Source organism: Streptomyces noursei (assembly GCF_016917755.1).
Taxonomy (GTDB): domain Bacteria; phylum Actinomycetota; class Actinomycetes; order Streptomycetales; family Streptomycetaceae; genus Streptomyces; species Streptomyces yunnanensis.
Genome location: NZ_CP070326.1, coordinates 7,365,544 through 7,384,353, shown reverse-complemented (window position 1 = coordinate 7,384,353; position 18,810 = coordinate 7,365,544). Strand labels below are relative to the sequence as shown.

Annotated in this window: 18 protein-coding genes; 15 read left to right on the top strand and 3 right to left on the bottom strand. The window is 73.3% G+C overall.

Annotated elements, in window-relative coordinates; all coding sequences use genetic code 11:
• Nucleotides 1-42: 42 nt before the first annotated feature.
• Nucleotides 43-1,716, top strand: a complete 1,674-nt coding sequence (locus JNO44_RS32235; RefSeq protein WP_205367363.1) for an IclR family transcriptional regulator domain-containing protein — start codon at nt 43-45, stop codon at nt 1,714-1,716.
• 1 nt (nt 1,717) lies between these two features.
• Here JNO44_RS32235 and JNO44_RS32230 read toward each other — a convergent pair whose 3' ends face one another.
• The gene (locus JNO44_RS32230) at nt 1,718-2,704 is read right to left on the bottom strand and encodes a YihY/virulence factor BrkB family protein (RefSeq protein WP_205367361.1); all 987 of its coding nucleotides are present in this window, start codon (nt 2,702-2,704) and stop codon (nt 1,718-1,720) included.
• Between the two features lie 18 nt (nt 2,705-2,722).
• Here JNO44_RS32230 and JNO44_RS32225 point away from each other — a divergent pair, with 18 nt between their 5' ends.
• Nucleotides 2,723-4,369 carry an acyl-CoA dehydrogenase family protein gene (locus JNO44_RS32225; protein ID WP_205367359.1) on the top strand — a complete coding sequence of 549 codons (1,647 nt, stop codon included), beginning with the start codon at nt 2,723-2,725 and terminating at the stop codon, nt 4,367-4,369.
• A 166-nt stretch (nt 4,370-4,535) separates the two neighbouring features.
• Here JNO44_RS32225 and JNO44_RS32220 read toward each other — a convergent pair whose 3' ends face one another.
• On the bottom strand, nt 4,536-4,970 hold the full coding sequence (locus tag JNO44_RS32220) for a hypothetical protein (RefSeq protein WP_240167747.1): 435 nt from the start codon (nt 4,968-4,970) through the stop codon (nt 4,536-4,538).
• Nucleotides 4,971-5,239: 269 nt separating this feature from the next.
• Here JNO44_RS32220 and JNO44_RS32215 point away from each other — a divergent pair, with 269 nt between their 5' ends.
• The 13 genes from JNO44_RS32215 to JNO44_RS32165 all read left to right on the top strand — a co-directional run bounded on the left by JNO44_RS32215 (nt 5,240) and on the right by JNO44_RS32165 (nt 17,556).
• Nucleotides 5,240-6,601, top strand: coding sequence for a helix-turn-helix domain-containing protein (locus tag JNO44_RS32215; protein ID WP_205367357.1), 1,362 nt, complete (start codon nt 5,240-5,242; stop codon nt 6,599-6,601).
• Between the two features lie 281 nt (nt 6,602-6,882).
• A complete protein-coding gene (locus JNO44_RS32210) occupies nt 6,883-7,473 on the top strand; it encodes a GNAT family N-acetyltransferase (RefSeq protein ID WP_205367355.1) in 591 nt (196 codons plus the stop codon).
• 162 nt (nt 7,474-7,635) lie between these two features.
• Nucleotides 7,636-7,719 (top strand): putative leader peptide, encoded by an 84-nt coding sequence (locus JNO44_RS45220; protein WP_350257049.1) that lies wholly within the window; start codon nt 7,636-7,638, stop codon nt 7,717-7,719.
• Nucleotides 7,720-7,935: 216 nt separating this feature from the next.
• Nucleotides 7,936-9,630 carry a nitrite/sulfite reductase gene (locus JNO44_RS32205; RefSeq protein ID WP_205367353.1) on the top strand — a complete coding sequence of 565 codons (1,695 nt, stop codon included), beginning with the start codon at nt 7,936-7,938 and terminating at the stop codon, nt 9,628-9,630.
• A gap of 34 nt (nt 9,631-9,664) precedes the next feature.
• Entirely contained in the window at nt 9,665-9,880 is a 216-nt protein-coding gene (locus tag JNO44_RS43865; protein WP_235094701.1) for a hypothetical protein, read from the top strand.
• Nucleotides 9,877-10,566 (top strand): phosphoadenylyl-sulfate reductase, encoded by a 690-nt coding sequence (locus JNO44_RS32200; RefSeq protein ID WP_205367351.1) that lies wholly within the window; start codon nt 9,877-9,879, stop codon nt 10,564-10,566. Before JNO44_RS43865 ends, JNO44_RS32200 begins: the two co-directional genes overlap by 4 nt.
• A 23-nt stretch (nt 10,567-10,589) precedes the next feature.
• Entirely contained in the window at nt 10,590-11,123 is a 534-nt protein-coding gene (gene cysC, locus JNO44_RS32195; protein WP_039640634.1) for an adenylyl-sulfate kinase, read from the top strand.
• Nucleotides 11,124-11,241: 118 nt separating this feature from the next.
• Nucleotides 11,242-12,180 (top strand): sulfate adenylyltransferase subunit CysD, encoded by a 939-nt coding sequence (gene cysD / locus JNO44_RS32190; protein ID WP_205367349.1) that lies wholly within the window; start codon nt 11,242-11,244, stop codon nt 12,178-12,180.
• Nucleotides 12,181-12,182: 2 nt separating this feature from the next.
• Nucleotides 12,183-13,544 (top strand): sulfate adenylyltransferase subunit 1, encoded by a 1,362-nt coding sequence (locus JNO44_RS32185; protein ID WP_205367348.1) that lies wholly within the window; start codon nt 12,183-12,185, stop codon nt 13,542-13,544.
• Between the two features lie 217 nt (nt 13,545-13,761).
• A complete protein-coding gene (locus tag JNO44_RS32180; protein WP_205367346.1) occupies nt 13,762-14,871 on the top strand; it encodes an aliphatic sulfonate ABC transporter substrate-binding protein in 1,110 nt (369 codons plus the stop codon).
• A 34-nt stretch (nt 14,872-14,905) separates the two neighbouring features.
• Nucleotides 14,906-15,730 carry an ABC transporter ATP-binding protein gene (locus JNO44_RS32175; RefSeq protein WP_205367345.1) on the top strand — a complete coding sequence of 275 codons (825 nt, stop codon included), beginning with the start codon at nt 14,906-14,908 and terminating at the stop codon, nt 15,728-15,730.
• A complete protein-coding gene (locus JNO44_RS32170) occupies nt 15,717-16,781 on the top strand; it encodes an ABC transporter permease (RefSeq protein WP_205367344.1) in 1,065 nt (354 codons plus the stop codon). The genes JNO44_RS32175 and JNO44_RS32170 overlap by 14 nt, the downstream gene beginning before the upstream one ends.
• Nucleotides 16,782-16,785: 4 nt before the next feature.
• Nucleotides 16,786-17,556, top strand: a complete 771-nt coding sequence (locus JNO44_RS32165) for a sirohydrochlorin chelatase (RefSeq protein WP_205367343.1) — start codon at nt 16,786-16,788, stop codon at nt 17,554-17,556.
• Nucleotides 17,557-17,655: 99 nt separating this feature from the next.
• Here JNO44_RS32165 and JNO44_RS32160 read toward each other — a convergent pair whose 3' ends face one another.
• Nucleotides 17,656-18,741: a glycosyltransferase family 2 protein gene (locus JNO44_RS32160; protein WP_205367341.1), complete on the bottom strand. Its 1,086-nt coding sequence runs from the start codon at nt 18,739-18,741 to the stop codon at nt 17,656-17,658.
• Between the last annotated feature and the right edge of the window lie 69 nt (nt 18,742-18,810).

Genomic DNA, 18,810 nt, shown 5'->3' with positions numbered 1-18,810 from the left:
CCCGGTACGGTTCCGGACTACCCCGGACCACAACGCCGCACCATGGAGAGCCCCTTGCCGCCGTCCGCCTTCCCCGCTCCGCCCGCCCCGCCGCCACCGGAGGCGGTGACACCGCTGATCCGCGCGCTGGCCGTGCTGCGCGCGCTGACGGCGGCCGGCGGCCGGGCGGCGGTGAGCGATCTGGCGCGGGCCACCGGGCTGGCGCGCGCCACCGCGGACCGCGTCCTGAGCACCCTCGCCGCCCTCGGCCACGTCCGCGCCGAGGGCCGGGACGCGGTGCTCGCCCCCGGTCTGCTGGAACTGGGCAACGCCTACCTCGCCGCCACCGGGCTCCCCGACCGGCTCGGCCCGCTCGCCGACCGCCTCGCCGACACGCTCGACGAGTCGGTGTCGCTGGCCGTGCCGGACGGCGACGGGGTGCGCTTCGTCCACCAGGCGACCCGCCGCCGCGCGATGTCGCTGGCGTTCCGCATCGGCGATCTGCTGCCGGCCGAACGGGGCGCGCCGGGGGCGCTGTTCGCGGGGGACTGGGGCCCGGCGGAGTGGCGCCGCTGGCGGGCGCGCCGGGCCGCCGACCCGGTCGACGCGGGCTTCCCCGCGGTACCGGCCCGGGGCGCCGGCGATGCCGCGCCGGCCGGTGCCCGCCGGATCGCGGCGGACTTCACGGCGCGGGTGGCCGCGGCCCGCGCCGCCGGCTGGTCCCCGGACGACCAGCTCATCGAGCCGGGCCTGATCGCCGTGGCGCTGCCCGTCCGGGACCCGGCCGGCGGCACGGTCTGCGCGGTGAGCGTGGTCAGCCACACCAGCCGGCACACCGCCGCCGCGCTGCCGGGCGCGGTCCTCGCCCGGCTCCGCGACACCGTCGCCGCGATGGAGGCCGCGCTGGCCGCGCCGCCCTCCGCCGAGGATCCGGCCGCGCGCCACCAGGCGGCCTGGCGGCGCGCGGCCAAGCGGCAACTGGGCCCGGGATTCGTGGAGTCCGTCGCCCGCGGGCTGGCCGTGCTCACCGCGTTCGGCGCCGGCCGGGCCGCGCTGACGCTCTCCGCCGTCGCCGAGGCCACCGGCCTCCCCCGGGCCACCGCCCGGCGCGCCCTGATCACCCTGGAGCACCTCGGCTACACCGCGGCCGACGACGGGCGCTTCCGGCTCACCCCGCAGGTGCTGGAGCTGGGTTTCGCGCCGCTCTCCGGGCTCACCCTGCCGGCCCTCGCCCGGCCCCACCTGGCCGCGCTGGCCGAACGGGTCGGGGACTCGGCCTCGTTGGCCGTGCTGGCCGCCGACGGCGACGCCGCCGGACCGGCCGTCCAGTACCTCGTCGGGGTCCCGGCGGGGCGCATCATGAGCGTCACGATCAGTCCGGGCAGCCGCGCCCCGGCGCCGGCCACCGCCCCGGGCCGGGTCCTGCTGGCCGCCCTGCCGACCGCCGAGCGTGCGGCCATCGGCCCGGCCGGGCTGCCGGCCCTCCTGGACCGGGTCCGGGCCGACGGGCACGCGCTGGTGGACGACGAACTGGAGGCGGGCCTGCGCTCCTTGGCGGTCCCGGTGCACGACCGCGCCGGCCGTGCCGTCGCCGCGGTCGGGGTCGCCACCCATGCGGCCGGCCGGCCGCCGGCGGCCACCCGCGCCGCGGTGCTGCCCGCGCTGCGCGCGACCGCCGCCGCCGTCGAGGCCGAACTGCGGGTGGCCGGGCGCTTCCTGCGGATTTGGGTGCCGTGAGTCAGCCGGCGTCGAGGTCCTCGGCGGCGCGGCGCCGGGCGAGCTCCGCGCGGGCGGCTGCGGTGGCGACCGACGGCCACACCCGGTCCAGCGCGGCGTTCATGGCGGCGCCGACCAGGACCGCGAAGGCGGAGACGCCGATCCACAGCAGGACCGCGATCGGCGCGGCCAGGGAGCCGTAGATGGTGGGGCCCTCGACGGCCGCGGTGAGGTAGAGGCGGAGCAGGAAGCTGCCGAGGATCCACATCGCCAGGGCGACGACGGCGCCGGGGATGTCCTCGCGCCAGGGCGAACGGACCGGCACCGACAGGTGGTAGAGGGTGGTCAGGAAGGCGATGGAGAGGATCAGCACGACCGGCCAGTACAGGACGCGGATGACGTTCTCGCTGGCGGGCAGCCAGCCGACCACCACGTCGGGGCCGGCGACCATCAGCGGCAGGGCGATGGACCCGGCGGCCAGGGCGGCGAGGTAGAGCACGAAGGACAGCAGCCGGGTCCTGACGATGCCGCGCCGGCCGTCGAGCCCGTACATGATCGTGATGGTGTCCACGAAGACGTTGAGCGCGCGGGAGCCGGACCACAGGGCGAGGGCGAAGCCCAGGGAGATGACGTCGGGGCGGCGGCCGGTGAAGACGTCCTGCAGCAGGGGCCGGGCGACCTCGTCGACGCCGCGGTGGGACAGGACGGTGCCGGCGGCGCGCAGCAGGTGGCCGCGGAAGTTCTCCAGGGTGGTGTGGCCGATCCACGGTTCGGTGTAGCCGAGGACGCCGAGCAGGCCCAGGATCAGCGGGGGCAGCGAGAGCAGGCACCAGAACGCCGCCTCGGCGGCCAGGCCGGTGACCCGGTAGCGCATGCAGCTGCCGACGATGTCCTTGACCAGCAGCCACGCCAGCCGCCGCTTGGAGACGTTGCGGTAGAGCACCCGGGCACGGGTGAGGCGCCCCCGGGGTGGCCCGTGCGATTCGGTGGGTTCGTTCGGCGGCTGCACCTCTTTACCGTATCGGGCATGGCAGCCACCACTCATACCGTGACGAACCAGCCCCCGCCGCTCACCGGCTACGACGTCTTCGCCGCCGATCCGGCGCTCACCGAGGGGGTGGCCCGGTACGTCGCCGGGGAGCACCTCGGCGAGGTGCGGGAGGAACTGGGCCGGCTGGGGCGGGCGGCCGGTTCGGCCCAGGCACAGCGCTGGGGCGAGCAGGCCAACGGCTCGCCGCCGGTGCTGCGCACCCACGACCGCTACGGGCACCGCATCGACGAGGTGGAGTTCCACCCGGCCTGGCACCGGCTGCTCGGGCACGCCGTCACGGCCGGGCTGACCGACGCCTGGTCGCGCCCGCACGGGCACGTCCGACGCACCGCGGGCTTCCTGGTGTGGACCCAGGTGGAGGCGGGGCACGGCTGCCCGCTGTCGATGACCCATGCGGCGGTGCCGGCGCTGCGGGCCGAGCCGGAGCTGGCCGCGGTGTGGGAGCCGCTGCTGACCTCGCGGGTGTACGACGCGGAGCTGCGGCCCGTGGCGCGCAAGGCGGGCGCGCTGGCGGGGATGGCGATGACGGAGAAGCAGGGCGGCAGCGACGTCCGGGCGAACACCACCCGCGCCGAACCGCTGGCGGCGGCCGGGGAGTACGCCCTGACCGGCCACAAGTGGTTCTGCTCGGCGCCGATGTCGGACGCGTTCCTGGTGCTGGCCCAGGCGCCGGGAGGACTGACCTGCTTCCTTCTGCCACGGGTGCTGCCGGACGGCACCCGCAACGCCTTCCGGATCCAGCGGCTCAAGGACAAGCTCGGCAACCGCTCGAACGCCTCGGCGGAGGTGGAGTTCGACGGGCACACCTGGGCGCGCCGGGTCGGAGAGGAGGGGCGCGGGGTGGCGACGATCATCGAGATGGTCGCGGCGACCCGGCTGGACTGCGTCACCGCGTCGGCGGCGGTGATGCGGCAGGCGGCGGCGCAGGCGCTGCACCACACCGCGTACCGGGCGGCGTTCGGGCGCAAGCTGGCCGACCAGCCGCTGATGCGCAACGTGTTGGCCGACCTGGCCCTGGAGTCGGAGGCGGCGACCACGGTGGCGCTGCGGCTGGCGGCGGCCTACGACAGCGGCACCGAGCGGGACCGGGCCTTCCTGCGGCTGGCGGTGCCGGCGGCCAAGTACTGGGTGACCAAGCGGTGCACGCCCATGGTCGCGGAGGCGCTGGAGTGCCTGGGCGGCAACGGCTACGTGGAGGAGTCGGGGCTGCCGCGACTGCTGCGGGAGGCCCCGCTGAACTCGATCTGGGAGGGCGCGGGCAACGTCCAGGCGCTCGATGTGCTGCGGGCGCTGCGGCGCGAACCGGCGGCGCTGGACGCGTATCTGTCCGAGATCGGCACCGCGCGGGGCGCCGACCACCGACTGGACCGGGCGATCAGGGGCCTGCTGACCGAACTCGCCGATCTGGAGGGCATCGAGGCGCGCGCCCGGCGGCTGGCCGAGCGGATGGCGCTGGTGCTCCAGGGGGCGTTGCTGGTGCGGTACGCGCCGCCGGAGGTGGCCGACGCGTTCTGTGCCGCGCGACTGGGCGGCGATGCGGGGGCGGCGTTCGGCACGCTGCCGCACACGCTGGACCTGGCCGCGGTGGTGGGGCGGGCGCGCCCGGTGGTGGTGGCCGAGTAGTGCGTGCCACCGGGTGCGCCCGCCCGGTCTCCAGTGGCGCGGCGGCGGTTCGCCGTCCCCTCGGAGCCGTCAGGAGGCGGCTCCGGGTGGGGGACGGGACAGGGGATAACCGCCGCCGCGCCGGGCAGGGAACGGTGCCGCGCCGACTCGGCACCGATCCCGGTCTTCAGGGCCATCGCGGCGGCTGCGCCGCGGTGCGCCCGCGCAGCGCCGCGTCGATGGCCACGATGATCTCGGCGTCCGGTACGTCCGGCCGGAAGCCGACCAGGACGCCGCGCGCCTCGTAGTACCGGATCACGCGGGAGGCGTCACCCGTGCCGTCCCGCTCCGCCTCGCGCAGATGCACGACGAGGTCGGCGAAGGCCGGTGCGGGCAGCGGACCGCCGAAGCGCGCGACCCGGTCGAGGAGTTGCGGCGCACCGTCGATCACATATCCTGCGCTCGGCAGTGGCTGACGCCTGATCAGGACGTCGACCGCGGACAGTCGGGGCACGCCGTAGTGACCGGCCAACCGGGCGGCCCGGGCGAGCCGACCGCCCTCGCCGGCGCCGATCACCACGACACGTGGGGCGGCGGCCACCATGGTGTCCCCCTCCCCCATCGTGCCGACGACGCGGGCGGCCGATCGCCTCCCCGGCGGGCTCCGGCGGGTTCTCCGTCGGGTGACCGGCGAAACCTCCGGATGTGGGTCCCCGACCCACAAGGCAGGGGAAGGGTGCCATCGGCCGCTGACACCAGATTTCCCCGCAGGCGTCATAGGCCACAACGGTTGCATTCCGTTGCAACCGATCTGGTCAATGGGCTCTCCAGGGCGGGCGGCTGACGGCACGATGGGCACCGACCGGACACACGGGCACAACGGAGAGCAGTGTGAGCGACAGACCGATCGACAGGACCGGCGGGCGAACCGGGGACCGGCCGACCGACAGACCGGTCGAGAGCGCCGTCCGGTCCGCCCAGGACATCCGGGAGACCTCGCGGCGGCTGGCCGGGCTCCACGAGGCGACGCTGGCCGGCGACCACCTGCCGGCGGACGCGCCCCGGGACGCGCCCCGTGCGGTGATCGGCGAATCCTGGCGGCGGGTGCTGGACCGCGGTGTTGACCCGGAGCGGGGGACCGACCAACACCCCCTGTCGATGGCCGAGTTGGAGTACCGGCGGCAGACGTCCCAGTTGGCGTCGATACTGCCGGTGCTCAGCGGCGGGCTGCTGCCGACCGCCGACGCCGCCCAGCAGATCATGGTGGTCACCGACGCCGAGGGCCGGGTGCTGTGGCGGGAGGGCAGCGCCCCGATCCGGCGGATGGCCGACCGGCTGGGCTTCGACAAGGGCGCCGACTGGACGGAGGGGGTGGTCGGCACCAACGCGATCGGCACCGCGCTGGTGGCCCGCAGCCCGGTGCTGGTGCACTCCGCCGAGCACTTCCTGCGCAGCCACCACCAGTGGACGTGCGCCGCGGCACCGCTGCACGACCCGCGCGACGGGCGGCTGCTGGGCACGGTGGACGTCAGCGGCCCGGCGCCCTCGTTCCACCCGACGACGCTGGCCCTGGTCTCCGCGGTGGCCCGGCTCGCCGAGGGCGAGCTGCGGACCCGCCACCACGCGTCCCTGGAGCGGCTGCGGGCGAGCGCGGCGCCGATACTGGCGCGGATCGGCGGGCGGGCGCTGGCCGTGGATCCGCACGGCTGGACGGCCGCGGTGACGGGGATGACCCCGCCGGACCGGGTGGCGCTGCCCAAGGCGCCGGAGGCCGGGCCGCTGTGGCTGCCGCGGTACGGGATGTGCACGTTGGAGCCGCTGCCGGGCGGTTGGCTGATCCGGCTCGGCCGGCCGGAGCCGGCGCCCGGGCCGCACCGGGTGGTGCTGGACCTCGGCGGTGCCGACGGTCCGGTGGTGACGGTGGCCGGGCCGGCGGGCAGCTGGTCGCACGCGCTGACCCCGCGCCACGCCGAGCTGCTGTTCCTGTTGGCCATCCATCCGGGCGGCCGCAGCGCCGCCGAGCTGGCCCGGGACGTGTTCGGCGACGGCGGGCGCACGGTGACGGTCCGGGCCGAGCTGTCCCGGCTGCGGCGCCATCTCGCGGGGGTGCTGGCCCACCGGCCGTACCGCTTCGCGGACGGGGTTCAGGTCGAGCTCCGACTGCCGGCCCGGCCCGTGGAGCTGCTGCCGCACTCCACGTCGCCGGCGGTGCTGGCGGCCCGGCGGCCGGGGGCCGTCGTCGGGCCGGCGTGAGGGGCCGGGGCGCGCTCGGAGAATACGGTGCCCGGGCGCGGCTGCGGACCGAGGTACTGTGCGGCGGATCGGTGTCGGCCGTGGTCGAGCGGGTGGCCCACCGGGGCGACGGCTCCCCCGGGGCGGCCCTGCCGTCCCAGCAGATGGACGGGTTGTTCCGTGATGTGGAGGCGGCCCGGGAGCACGCCGGCCGGCCCGTGGAGACGCCGCCCCGGAAGGGCCCTGCCCGCTCTCCGACCGACCGCCGGCCGCCCCCTCCCCCGGTGTGATGTGCTGGCGCCATGAGCCACTCCGTCACCACCTGGTATCTCGAACAGACCTCGCGCACCGATCTGGCGCCCGCCGCCGAGCCGCCCGCCGAGCAGGATGTACGGATCGTCCGCTCCCAGGCACCCTCGCCCGAATTCAGCCGGTTCCTCTATACGGCGGTCGGCGGGGACATCCTGTGGACCGACCGCCTGGAGTGGTCGTACGCGCAGTGGGCCGAACACCTCGGGAAGCCGGGTACCGAGACCTGGGTGGCGTACGAGCGCGGCACGCCCGCCGGCTTCATCGAGCTCCAGGCCCAGCCGGCGGGGGTGGTGGAGGTCGTCTACTTCGGGCTGCTGCCGGCCTTCCGGGGGCGGCGGATCGGCGGGCACCTGCTCGGCTACGGTACGGCGCGGGCCTGGGACCTGGCCGAGCGGTGGCCGGACGTGCCGGAGACCACGCGGGTATGGGTGCACACCTGCAGCGACGACGGGGCCCACGCCCGGGCCAACTACGAGCGGCGCGGCTTCCGGCTGTACGACACCACGGTGACCGAGGAGCCGGTGGTCGAGAACCTCGGCCCGTGGCCCGGCGCGGGACCGACGCCGGCCCACGCCGGCTGACGCACGCGCTCACCGCGGACCCGTGGAGGGGGTGCGGCCGGGGATCCGGCGGCACCCCCTCCGCACGTGACGGACGCCACAGCATCTCGTGATGCGGGACGCTGATGTCCATATCTTGGATAACGGTGGACTGGCCAGAGAGCCGCGTGCCACGCTTCCGTCATGTCTCGAGCTGGAATTGCCTTGGTGAGTCGACGCCACGTCGACCTCGGCCGCATGTCCAGCGCCATTTGTCGGGCAGGCTGACGCTGCACGCGTGAGGGCCCGCCGCCCTGCGTACCCGGACAGCACTCAGCACCACCGCTTCGCACGCCGTCCCCACCGTCGCGGACGCGTCGCCCCCACCCTGCAGCCCACCGCCGACGCGCGCCCGCGCGCCGCGCTTCGGTGTGTCCGCGCAGGTCAACAGGGGTGCATCGCACCGTCCGCAGCCCCTTTGAGCCGCCCAGAAGGACGAAACCCATGGCCACCACCCCGGAACGCCCCACCGCCACGACCCGCCGCAAGGCCGGCCGCCACCGCGGCGAGGGTCAGTGGGCCGTTGGCCACTTCACACCCCTCAACGGCAACGAGCAGTTCAAGAAGGACGACGACGGTCTCAATGTGCGGACACGCATTGAGACGATCTACTCCAAGGCCGGCTTCGACTCCATCGACCCCAACGACCTGCGGGGCCGGATGCGTTGGTGGGGCCTGTACACCCAGCGCAAGCCCGGGATCGACGGCGGCAAGACCGCGGTGCTGGAGCCCGAGGAGCTCGACGACAAGTACTTCATGCTGCGGGTCCGCGTCGACGGCGGCCGACTCAGCGTCGCCCAACTGCGCGCCATCGGCGAGGTCTCCGAGCAGTTCGCCCGGGGCACCGCGGACATCACCGACCGGCAGAACATCCAGCTGCACTGGGTGCGCATCGAGGACGTCCCGGCCATCTGGGAGAAGCTGGAGGCAGTGGGCCTGTCCACGACCGAGGCGTGCGGCGACTGCCCGCGCGTGATCATCGGTTCCCCGGTGGCCGGCATCGCGGCGGACGAGATCATCGACGGCACCCCGGCCGTGGACGAGATCCACGAGCGCTACATCGGCAGCAAGGAGTTCTCCAACCTGCCGCGCAAGTTCAAGACCGCGATCTCCGGCTCGCCCGTCCAGGACGTGGTGCACGAGATCAACGACGTGGCGTTCGTCGGCGTCGTCCACCCCGAGCACGGACCGGGCTTCGACCTGTGGGTCGGCGGCGGCCTGTCCACCAACCCCAAGCTCGCGCAGCGCCTGGGCACCTGGGTGCCGCTGGACGAGGTCGCCGACGTCTGGGCCGGCGTGGTCGGGATCTTCCGCGACTACGGCTACCGGCGGCTGCGCACCCGCGCCCGCCTGAAGTTCCTGATGGCCGACTGGGGTCCGGAGAAGTTCCGCCAGGTGCTGGAGGACGAGTACCTCAAGCGGAAGCTGGTCGACGGCCCGGCGCCGGAGCAGCCCGCGCACAAGTGGCGCGACCACATCGGCGTGCACCGGCAGCAGGACGGCCGCTTCTACGTCGGCTTCGCCCCGCGGGTCGGCCGGGTCGACGGCGCCACCCTCACCAAGGTCGCCGAACTCGCCGCCGCACACGGCTCGGACCGGCTGCGCACCACCGTCGAGCAGAAGATGATCATCCTCGATGTGGCCGAGGACCGGATCGACTCGCTGGTCGCCGGGCTGGAGGCGCTGGACTTCCAGGTCAACCCCTCGCCGTTCCGGCGCGGCACCATGGCCTGCACCGGCATCGAGTTCTGCAAGCTCGCCATCGTCGAGACCAAGGGGCGCGGCGCCGCGCTGATCGACGAACTGGAGCGCCGGATGCCGGACTTCCAGGAGCCGATCACCATCAACCTCAACGGCTGCCCGAACGCCTGCGCCCGCATCCAGGTCGCCGACATCGGCCTCAAGGGCCAGCTGGTGCTGGACGACGACGGCAACCAGGTCGAGGGCTACCAGGTGCACCTGGGCGGCGCGCTGGGCCTGGAGCCCGGCTTCGGCCGCAAGGTCCGCGGGCTGAAGGTGACCTCCGCGGAGCTGCCCGACTACGTCGAGCGGGTGCTGCGCCACTTCGAGGAGCAGCGCACGGAGGGCGAGCGGTTCGCCAGCTGGGCGGCGCGCGCCGAAGAGGGTGCGCTGAAGTGACGTCGCAACGCACCGAGACCGAACGGGAGGAACCGTGAGCGAACGCGCCGCGCCGTTCTACTGCCCGTACTGCGGGGACGAGGACCTGCGCCCCTCCGAGGAGGGAGGGGGCGGATCGTGGGAGTGCCGGGCGTGCAGCCGGGCCTTCCGGCTGAAGTTCCTGGGGCTGCTGGCCCCCGGAGCCGCCGGGTCCACCCCGTCCCCGTCCCCTTCCGCAGCTCCTTCCGCTTCAGACGGAGGTACGCCGTGACCACCACCACCGACCTTCAGCGGCTCGCCGAGCAGGCGGGCCGCGACCTGGAGGACGCGCCCGCCCTGGAGATCCTCACCTGGGCCGCCGAGACCTTCGGTCCGCGCTTCTGCGTCACCTCCTCGATGGAGGACGCGGTCGTCGCGCACCTGGCCTCGCGGGCCCTCCCCGGCGTGGACGTGGTGTTCCTGGACACCGGCTACCACTTCCCGGAGACCATCGGCACCCGGGACGCGGTGGCGGCGGTGATGGACGTCAACGTCATCACCCTGACGCCCCGTCAGACGGTGGCCGAGCAGGACGCCGAGCACGGGCCGAGGCTGCACGACCGCGACCCCGACCTGTGCTGCGCGCTGCGCAAGGTCAAGCCGCTCGAAGAGGGGCTGGCCCGGTACGACGCGTGGGCGACCGGGCTGCGCCGGGACGAGTCGCCGACCCGCGCCGACACTCCGGTGGTGGGCTGGGACGCCCGGCGGCAGAAGGTGAAGGTCTCGCCGATCGCCCGCTGGACGCAGGACGACGTGGACGCGTACGTGGCCAAGCACGGGGTGCTCACCAATCCGCTGCTGATGGACGGCTACGCCTCCGTCGGCTGCGCCCCCTGCACCCGCCGGGTGCTGGCGGGCGAGGACGCGCGGGCCGGCCGCTGGGCCGGCAGCAACAAGACCGAGTGCGGACTGCACTGATGGCGGAGTTTTTGGAGACACAGATGACGGGCGCCACGATCTGGCTGACCGGTCTGCCGAGCGCGGGCAAGACGACCATCGCGCGTGAGCTGGCCGAGCGGCTGCGCGGCGAGGGCCACCGCGTCGAGGTGCTCGACGGCGACGAGATCCGCGAGTTCCTCTCCGCGGGCCTCGGATTCGGCCGCGAGGACCGGCACACCAACGTCCAGCGGATCGGCTTCGTCGCCGAACTGCTGGCGAGCAACGGCGTGAAGGCCCTGGTCCCGGTGATCGCCCCGTACGCGGACAGCCGCGAGGCGGTGCGCAAGCGCCACCAGAGCGAGGGCACCGCGTACCTGGAGGTGCACGTCGCCACCCCGGTCGAGGTGTGCTCCGAGCGCGATGTGAAGGGGCTGTACGCCAAGCAGGCGGCCGGCGAGATCTCCGGCCTGACCGGCGTGGACGACCCGTACGAGGCGCCCGCGGCGCCGGACCTGCGGATCGAGTCGCACACCCAGACCGTGCAGGAATCCGCGGCGGCGCTGCACGCGCTGCTCGTCGAGAGGGGGCTGGCGTGAGCGACACCCACGCGGGCACCGACCCGCAGCCGGCCGTGATACCCGCGCCTGTGCACCGCGTGGGCGGAGATGGGGGTGCCCCCGGACGGAGTCTGGGAGAGAACGAAGGGGATACCGCGTGACCACCGTTGCTTCGCTTTCCGAGGAACTGGACAACAACCCCTACGCGCTGTCGCACCTGGACGCCCTGGAGTCCGAGGCGGTGCACATCTTCCGCGAGGTGGCGGGCGAGTTCGAGCGGCCGGTGATCCTCTTCTCCGGCGGCAAGGACTCCATCGTCATGCTGCACCTGGCGCTGAAGGCGTTCGCGCCGGCGCCGGTGCCGTTCGCGCTGCTGCACGTCGACACCGGGCACAACTTCCCCGAGGTCCTCGACTACCGCGACCGCACCGTGGCGCGGCACGGGCTGCGGCTGCACGTCGCCTCGGTGCAGGACTTCATCGACCGCGGCGAGCTGCGCGAGCGCCCGGACGGCACCCGCAATCCGCTGCAGACGGTGCCGCTGCTGGACGCCATCGAGAAGAACCACTTCGACGCGGTCTTCGGCGGTGGTCGGCGGGACGAGGAGAAGGCGCGCGCCAAGGAGCGGGTGTTCTCGCTGCGCGACGAGTTCGGCGGCTGGGACCCGCGCCGGCAGCGGCCCGAGCTGTGGCAGCTCTACAACGGCCGGCACTCGCCCGGCGAGCACGTCCGGGTCTTCCCGCTCTCCAACTGGACCGAGCTGGACGTCTGGCAGTACATCGCCCGCGAGAAGATCGAACTCCCCGCCATCTACTACGCCCACGAGCGCGAGGTCTTCGCGCGCAGCGGCATGTGGCTGGCGCCCGGTGAGTGGGGCGGACCGAAGGACGGCGAGCGGCTGGAGGTCCGGCAGGTGCGCTACCGCACCGTCGGCGACATGTCCTGCACCGGCGCCGTCGAGTCGGACGCGAACACCATCGAGGCCGTCATCGCGGAGATCGCCGCGTCCCGGCTCACCGAGCGGGGCGCGACCCGGGCCGACGACAAGCTGTCCGAGGCCGCCATGGAGGACCGCAAGCGCGAGGGGTACTTCTAGCCATGAGCACGACCAACACCACCCGTGCGGACCTGACGGTGGATGCGGGTACCACCTCGCTTCTGCGTTTCGCCACCGCCGGCTCCGTGGACGACGGCAAGTCGACCCTGGTCGGCCGGCTGCTGCACGACTCCAAGTCGGTCCTCGCCGACCAGTTGGAGGCCGTCGAGCACGCCTCCCGCAAGCGCGGGCAGGAGGCGCCGGACCTGGCGCTGCTGACGGACGGCCTGCGCGCCGAGCGCGAACAGGGCATCACCATCGACGTGGCCTACCGCTACTTCGCCACCCCGCGCCGCCGCTTCATCCTGGCCGACACCCCCGGGCATGTGCAGTACACCCGGAACATGGTGACCGGGGCCTCCACCGCCGAGCTGGCCGTCGTCCTCGTCGACGCCCGCAACGGCGTGGTCGAGCAGACCCGCCGGCACGCCGCGGTCGCCGCCCTGCTGCGGGTGCCGCACGTCGTGCTGGCCGTCAACAAGATGGACCTGGTCGACTACCAGGAGTCCGTCTTCGCGGCCATCGCCGAGGAGTTCACCGCCTACGCCGGCTCGCTGGGCGTGCCAGAGATCACCGCGATCCCGATCTCGGCGCTGGCCGGCGACAACGTGGTGTCCCCGTCGGCGCACATGGACTGGTACGGCGGCCCGACCGTGCTGGAGCACCTGGAGACCGTGCCGGTGGTCGCCGACCCGTCGGACGACCCGGCCCGCTTCCCGGTCCAGTACGTCATCCGTCCGCAGACCGCCGAGCACCCCGACTACCGCGGCTACGCGGGCCAGATCGCCTCCGGCGTACTGCGCGTCGGCGACGCCGTCACCGTGCTGCCCTCGGGACGGACGAGCACCGTCGAGGGGATCGACACACTCGGCCAGAGCGTGGACGTCGCCTGGGCACCGCAGTCGGTGACCCTCCGGCTCGCCGACGACATCGACGTCTCCCGCGGCGACCTGATCGCCCCGGCCGCCGCGGCGCCGTCGGTCACCCAGGACGTCGAGGCCACCGTCTGCCACGTCGCCGACCGGCCGCTGGCCGTCGGGCAGCGGGTGCTGCTCAAGCACACCACCCGCACCGTCAAGGCGATCGTCAAGGAGATCCCGTCCCGGCTGACCCTGGACGACCTCTCCCAGCACCCGGCCCCCGGCGAACTGGTCGCCAACGACATCGGCCGGATCGTGGTCCGCACCGCCGCGCCGCTGGCGCTGGACGCCTACGCGGACTCCCGGCGCACCGGCTCCTTCCTGCTGATCGACCCCTCGGACGGCACCACGCTGACCGCGGGCATGGCCGGCACGGCGTTCACGGAGGCGACCGCGGACCCGGCGCCGGAGGGCGCGACCGACGACGAGGGGTGGGATTTCTGATCATGCTCAGGGACATCTTCTCGACCTTCGCGAAGGAAGGGGGCCGCGTAGGCAGCGGCGCCCTCGGGAGCGGACAGGGCGGAGTCGGCCGATGTATGTGCTGACCGGGCCCGACTCCGTACCCCCCACGTCCTCCCTCCGAAGTTCCACCCTTCCGCCGGGCGCGCCCCCCTAGCGAGGCGCGTACTCCCCCGGCCTTCCGAGAGGAACACCTCCCGTGTCTGCCGTTCGTCATCGCCTCCTGGCGGTCGCCGCCACCGTCCCGTTGCTGACCCTCGCGCTGGGGGCCTGCGGCTACGGCTCCCAGGCCCCGAAGGACACCGCGGCCACCGTCGCCCCGAAGGGGCCCAAGGTCGACGGGCTCGATCAGGTCAAGATCGGATTCTTCGGCAACACCACCCATGCCACGCCGCTGATCGGCCTTCAGACCGGCCAGTTCCAGAAGGAGCTGGGCGGCACCGCGGTGAAGTCCTCGGTCTTCAACGCCGGCCCCGCCGAGATCGAGGCGCTCAACTCGAACGCCATCGACATCGGCTGGATCGGCCCCTCCCCCGCGATCAACGGCTATGTGAAGTCGCACGGCAAGAGCCTGAAGATCATCGCCGGTTCGGCCTCCGGCGGTGTCTCGCTGATCGTCAACCCCAAGAAGATCAAGAGCCTGGACGATCTCAAGGGCAAGACGATCGCCACCCCGCAGCTGGGCAACACCCAGGACGTCGCCCTGCTGAACTTCCTTTCCGGCAAGGGCTACACGGTCGACGCCACCACCGGCAAGGGCGACGTCACCGTCCAGCGCATCGACAACAAGGTCACGCCCACCGCCTTCACGCAGGGCAGCATCGACGCCGCCTGGGTGCCCGAGCCCACCGCGTCCAAGCTGGTCGCCGCGGGCGGCAAGGCACTGCTCGACGAGAAGAAGCTGTGGCAGGACGGCAAGTTCGTCATCACCAACGTGATCGTCTCGCAGCGCTTCCTCAAGGAGCACCCGAAGGCGGTCGAGGCCGTGCTGCGCGCCTCGGTGAAGACCAACACCTGGATCCGGTCGCACCCCGCCGAGGCCGTCAAGGCACTGAACGAGAAACTGGCCGACCCGGCGATCACCGGCAAGCCGCTCCCGGACGACGTCATCGACCCGGCCTTCAAGAACGTCGACGTCACCGATGACCCGCTGGCCGCCACCCTCCAGGAGGAGGCGGACCACGCCGTCAAGGCGGGGCTGCTGAAGAAGCCCGACCTCAAGGGCATCTACGACCTCACCCTGCTGAACAAGGTGCTCAAGTCCGAGGGCAAGCCGCCGGTCGACGACGCCGGCCTCGGCGGCAACTGACCCCGGCCCCCCGAACTCCCAGGAGGTGACACCGATGACGACCAGCACGCTCACCAAGCCCGCCCCGGCGGACGCCGGCACCACCGGCCCGTACGCCGCTCGCATCCACCACGTCTCGAAGTCCTTCGGCCGCCCCGGCGCGCAACAGCAGGTGCTGGACGACATCAACATCGACGTCGCACCCGGCTCCTTCGTCTGCCTCCTGGGGGCCTCGGGGTGCGGCAAGTCCACCCTCCTCAGTCTCGTGGCCGGTCTGGACAAGCCGTCCGCCGGCACCATCGAGACGCCCGGCGGCAGGCCGGCCCTGATGTTCCAGGAGCATGCGCTGTTCCCATGGCTGACCGCGGGCCGCAACATCGAACTGGCGCTGCGGCTGCGCGGGGTGCCGCGCGCGGAGCGCCGCGGCGAGGCCGAGCGGCTGCTGGAACTCGTCCGTCTCAAGGGCGCGTACGGCAAGCGGGTACACGAGCTGTCGGGCGGCATGCGCCAGCGGGTGGCGATGGCCCGGGCGCTGGCCCAGGACAGCCAACTGCTGCTGATGGACGAGCCGTTCGCCGCCCTCGACGCCATCACCCGCGATGTGCTACACGACGAACTGACCCGGATCTGGCAGACCCAGAACAGCAGCGGCTCCGCCGCGGGCAACCTCTCGGTGCTCTTCGTCACCCACAACGTCCGTGAGGCGGTGCGGCTCGGCGAGCGGGTCGTGCTGCTCTCCTCCCGCCCCGGCCGAGTCGCCCGGGAGTGGCACGTGGACATCCCCCAGCCGCGCCGCATCGAGGACTCCGCGGTCGCCGACCTGTCCATCGAGATCACCGAACAGCTCCGTGGGGAGATCCGCCGCCATGGCCAGCACTGAGACCACCGCGTCGTCCGCCAAGGGAAACCCCGGCGACGACCCCGCCGGCCCCTCCACCACCCCGGCCACCGAAGCGGCCACCGACGCGGTGGCCGGCTCAGCGGGCTCCACGCACGGTTCCCCCGCCGAGGCGACCACGGAAACCGGGACCGGAGCCGGCGCCGAGGCGGCCGGCGCCACGCCCCGTCCCACCGCCGGCGACCTCGCCGGTCTGGAGGCCGGGCTCGACGCCCTGGACTCCGCCGTGGTCGCCCGGCAGCCGTGGCTGCGTACCGCGCTGTCAAAGGCGTTCCCTCCCGTCATCGCGATCGTGATCGTGCTGGCGCTCTGGCAACTCGCGTACCACTTCCAGCTCAAGCCGCACTATCTGCTGCCGAGCCCACTCGACGTCTTCCGCTCGCTCCAACAGAAGTGGCTCGAAGGCACCCTGCTGGGCTTCGTGTGGACCAGCCTCTCCCGCGGCGCCCTCGGCTTCCTGGCATCGGTCGTCCTCGGCACGGCGCTCGGACTGATCGTGGCCCGCGTCAAGCCCGTACGAGCCGCAATCGGTCCGATCCTCAGCGGGCTGCAGTCCCTCCCCTCGGTAGCCTGGGTCCCGGCGGCGATCATCTGGTTCGGGCTGAGCGACGCCACCATCTACGCGGTGGTGCTGCTCGGCGCCGTGCCCTCGATCGCCAACGGGCTGGTGTCCGGTGTCGACCAGATCTCTCCTCTCTATCTGCGGGCCGGCCGCACCATCGGCGCGACCGGCCTGGCCGGTGTCCGCCATGTGCTGCTCCCCGCCGCACTGCCCGGCTACCTCGCCGGGCTCAAGCAGGGCTGGGCGTTCTCCTGGCGGTCCCTGATGGCCGCCGAACTCATCGTCAACGCTCCCGATCTCGGCACCGGCCTGGGCCAGCTCCTGGAACAGGGCCGCGAACTGCAGGACATGTCCTGGGTGTTGGCCGCCATCCTGCTGATCCTGATCGTCGGCATCGGCATCGAGCTGTTGATCTTCGCCCCGATCGAGCGCCGGGTGCTGCGCAGCCGCGGCCTCCTCGTCAAGAGCTGAAACCATGAGCACACGCCCCACTCTCCTCGTCATCGCCCACGGCAGCCGTGACCCTCGGCACGCCGCGACCGTCGCCGCGCTCTGCGCGCGCGTCCGGAAGCGGCGGCCGGGGCTGCGCGTGGAGGTCGGCTATCTCGACTTCAACGCGCCCCGGGTACCCCGTGTACTGGAGCGCCTCTCGGCCGAGGGCGTACGGAACGTGGTGGCTCTCCCCCTCCTCCTCACCCGTGCTTTCCACGCGAAGTCCGACATCCCCGCGGTGCTGCGGGAGGCCGCCGCGCGGCTGCCCCTGCTCACCGTCCACCAGGCCGATGTACTCGGCCCTTCGCCCCTCCTGACCGGCGCCCTGGAGCGCCGGCTGGAGGAGGCCGGGCTGCGGCCCGGTGACCACCGCTCGACCGGGGTCGTCCTGGCCTCGGCGGGCTCCTCAGACCCGGAGGCGATCGCAGTGATCGCTGAAATCGCGCGGGAGTGGCGGCGCACCGCAGACTGGTGTGCCGTGCGACCTGCGTTCGCCTCCGCATCCCTTCCCCGCACGGCCGACGCCGTACGGGAACTGCGGGCCGAGGGCGTCCAACGGGTGGCCGTCGCCCCGTACGTCATCGCGCCGGGCTTCCTGCCGGACCGCATCGCCGCCGGTGCCCGCGAGGCCCGCGCCGACATCCTCGCCCCGGTGCTCGGTGCCGCCCCCGAACTGGCCCGGCTGCTGCTGCGCCGCTACGACCAGGCCGTCCGGGCCCGCTCCCGCGGCGACGCGGCGGCGCTCATCGCCTGAGCGACACCGACCGCCACCGCCTCGCCACTGCCCGCGCCGCCTCACATCTCGTCAGTGCAGGTCAGGGCCAAGGCCGAAGCCACAGCACGGCGGGTCGGGTCAGGTCGCCACCACCCGCTGCCCCGAGGGTGCGTCGGCGCGCCCCTTCTCATAGACCGTGAGCCCCCGCGCGAGGTGCAGGGGCACCAGCAACAACTCCACGACCAGGGCCTTCCAGGCGTAGACGACGTTGACCGCCTTGGTGGCGTAGGCGCAGGGGATGTTCACCAGCACGCCCCAGAGCGGGAGTTTGCGGCGATGGGCGGCGTACACCAGCGGTGGCAGCGTCAGCAGGAGGTCGGTGCCGGCCCACCACGCGAGGGCGGCCGGTGGTGAGGCACCGGTCGTCGCGGTGAGCACGAACGGGGTGACCCACCACAGCGGCGCGGTGAGGATCTCGAACAGGGCGAGCAGCACCCAGATCGCCAACAGCGGTTTGTGGACGAGGAGTCGGCCGAGGTGGAGCCGGACGTTCTGGCAGAAGCCGGCCATCCAGCGCTTGACCTGTTTGCGGAAGTAGGTGAGGTTCTCCGGGTCGGCGGCGAGGGCCACCGCGTCGGAGACGTAGACCGCGCGCCGGCCGGCGATCTGTCGGGACCAGGTGTAGTCCATGTCCTCGACGATGGTGCGCTCGGGGAAGCCGCCGCACGCCACCAGTTCGCCGCGCCGGAAGACCGAGCAGCACCCCGAGCAGACCATGGGGCTGTCGGCGAGTGCCTGGATGGGCCGGTGGAAGTGGAATCCGAAGAGGTACTCCGTGGAGCGGCCCCGCTCCCAGACGGTGCGGGTGTGTCGGGTGCGGACCGTGCCCGCGGCGACGGCGACGTCGGGGTCGTCGAAGACCGGGAGGATGCGTTCGAGGTAGTCCGGGGCCAGGACGGTGTCCGCGTCGACGGCCAGGACGAGGTCGGTGGTGCACCGCGGGAGGGCGTGGTTCTGCGCCCTCGCCTTGCTGCCGAGGTTGCGCGGTGGGCGGAGCACCGTGGCGCCGTGTGCGGCGGCTACCTCGCCGGTGCGGTCGGTGGAGGCGTCGTCGACGACCAGGATCCGGTCGGGCGGGACGGTTTGCCGGGCGAGGGACTCCAGCGTGGCCGGTAGCCCCTCTTCCTCGTTGTGCGCCGGGACGATGACGGTGACGGTGTGCATGGCGGGCTCCCCCCTGTCGTGCGGACCGCGCCGAGGACGACGCAGATCAGTCCGATCACTCCGTAGACG

Excerpts from the sequence above, each read along its gene's own strand:
- JNO44_RS32235 (WP_205367363.1), top strand. The coding sequence starts at position 43 with ATGGAGAGCCCCTTGCCGCCGTCCGCCTTCCCCGCTCCGCCCGCCCCG.
- JNO44_RS32225 (WP_205367359.1), top strand. The coding sequence starts at position 2,723 with ATGGCAGCCACCACTCATACCGTGACGAACCAGCCCCCGCCGCTCACC.
- JNO44_RS32220 (WP_240167747.1), bottom strand. The coding sequence starts at position 4,970 with ATGGGGGAGGGGGACACCATGGTGGCCGCCGCCCCACGTGTCGTGGTG.
- JNO44_RS32210 (WP_205367355.1), top strand. The coding sequence starts at position 6,883 with ATGAGCCACTCCGTCACCACCTGGTATCTCGAACAGACCTCGCGCACC.
- JNO44_RS45220 (WP_350257049.1), top strand. The coding sequence starts at position 7,636 with ATGTCTCGAGCTGGAATTGCCTTGGTGAGTCGACGCCACGTCGACCTC.
- JNO44_RS32205 (WP_205367353.1), top strand. The coding sequence starts at position 7,936 with ATGGCCACCACCCCGGAACGCCCCACCGCCACGACCCGCCGCAAGGCC.
- cysC (WP_039640634.1), top strand. The coding sequence starts at position 10,590 with ATGACGGGCGCCACGATCTGGCTGACCGGTCTGCCGAGCGCGGGCAAG.
- JNO44_RS32185 (WP_205367348.1), top strand. The coding sequence starts at position 12,183 with ATGAGCACGACCAACACCACCCGTGCGGACCTGACGGTGGATGCGGGT.
- JNO44_RS32175 (WP_205367345.1), top strand. The coding sequence starts at position 14,906 with ATGACGACCAGCACGCTCACCAAGCCCGCCCCGGCGGACGCCGGCACC.
- JNO44_RS32170 (WP_205367344.1), top strand. The coding sequence starts at position 15,717 with ATGGCCAGCACTGAGACCACCGCGTCGTCCGCCAAGGGAAACCCCGGC.
- JNO44_RS32165 (WP_205367343.1), top strand. The coding sequence starts at position 16,786 with ATGAGCACACGCCCCACTCTCCTCGTCATCGCCCACGGCAGCCGTGAC.
- JNO44_RS32160 (WP_205367341.1), bottom strand. The coding sequence starts at position 18,741 with ATGCACACCGTCACCGTCATCGTCCCGGCGCACAACGAGGAAGAGGGG.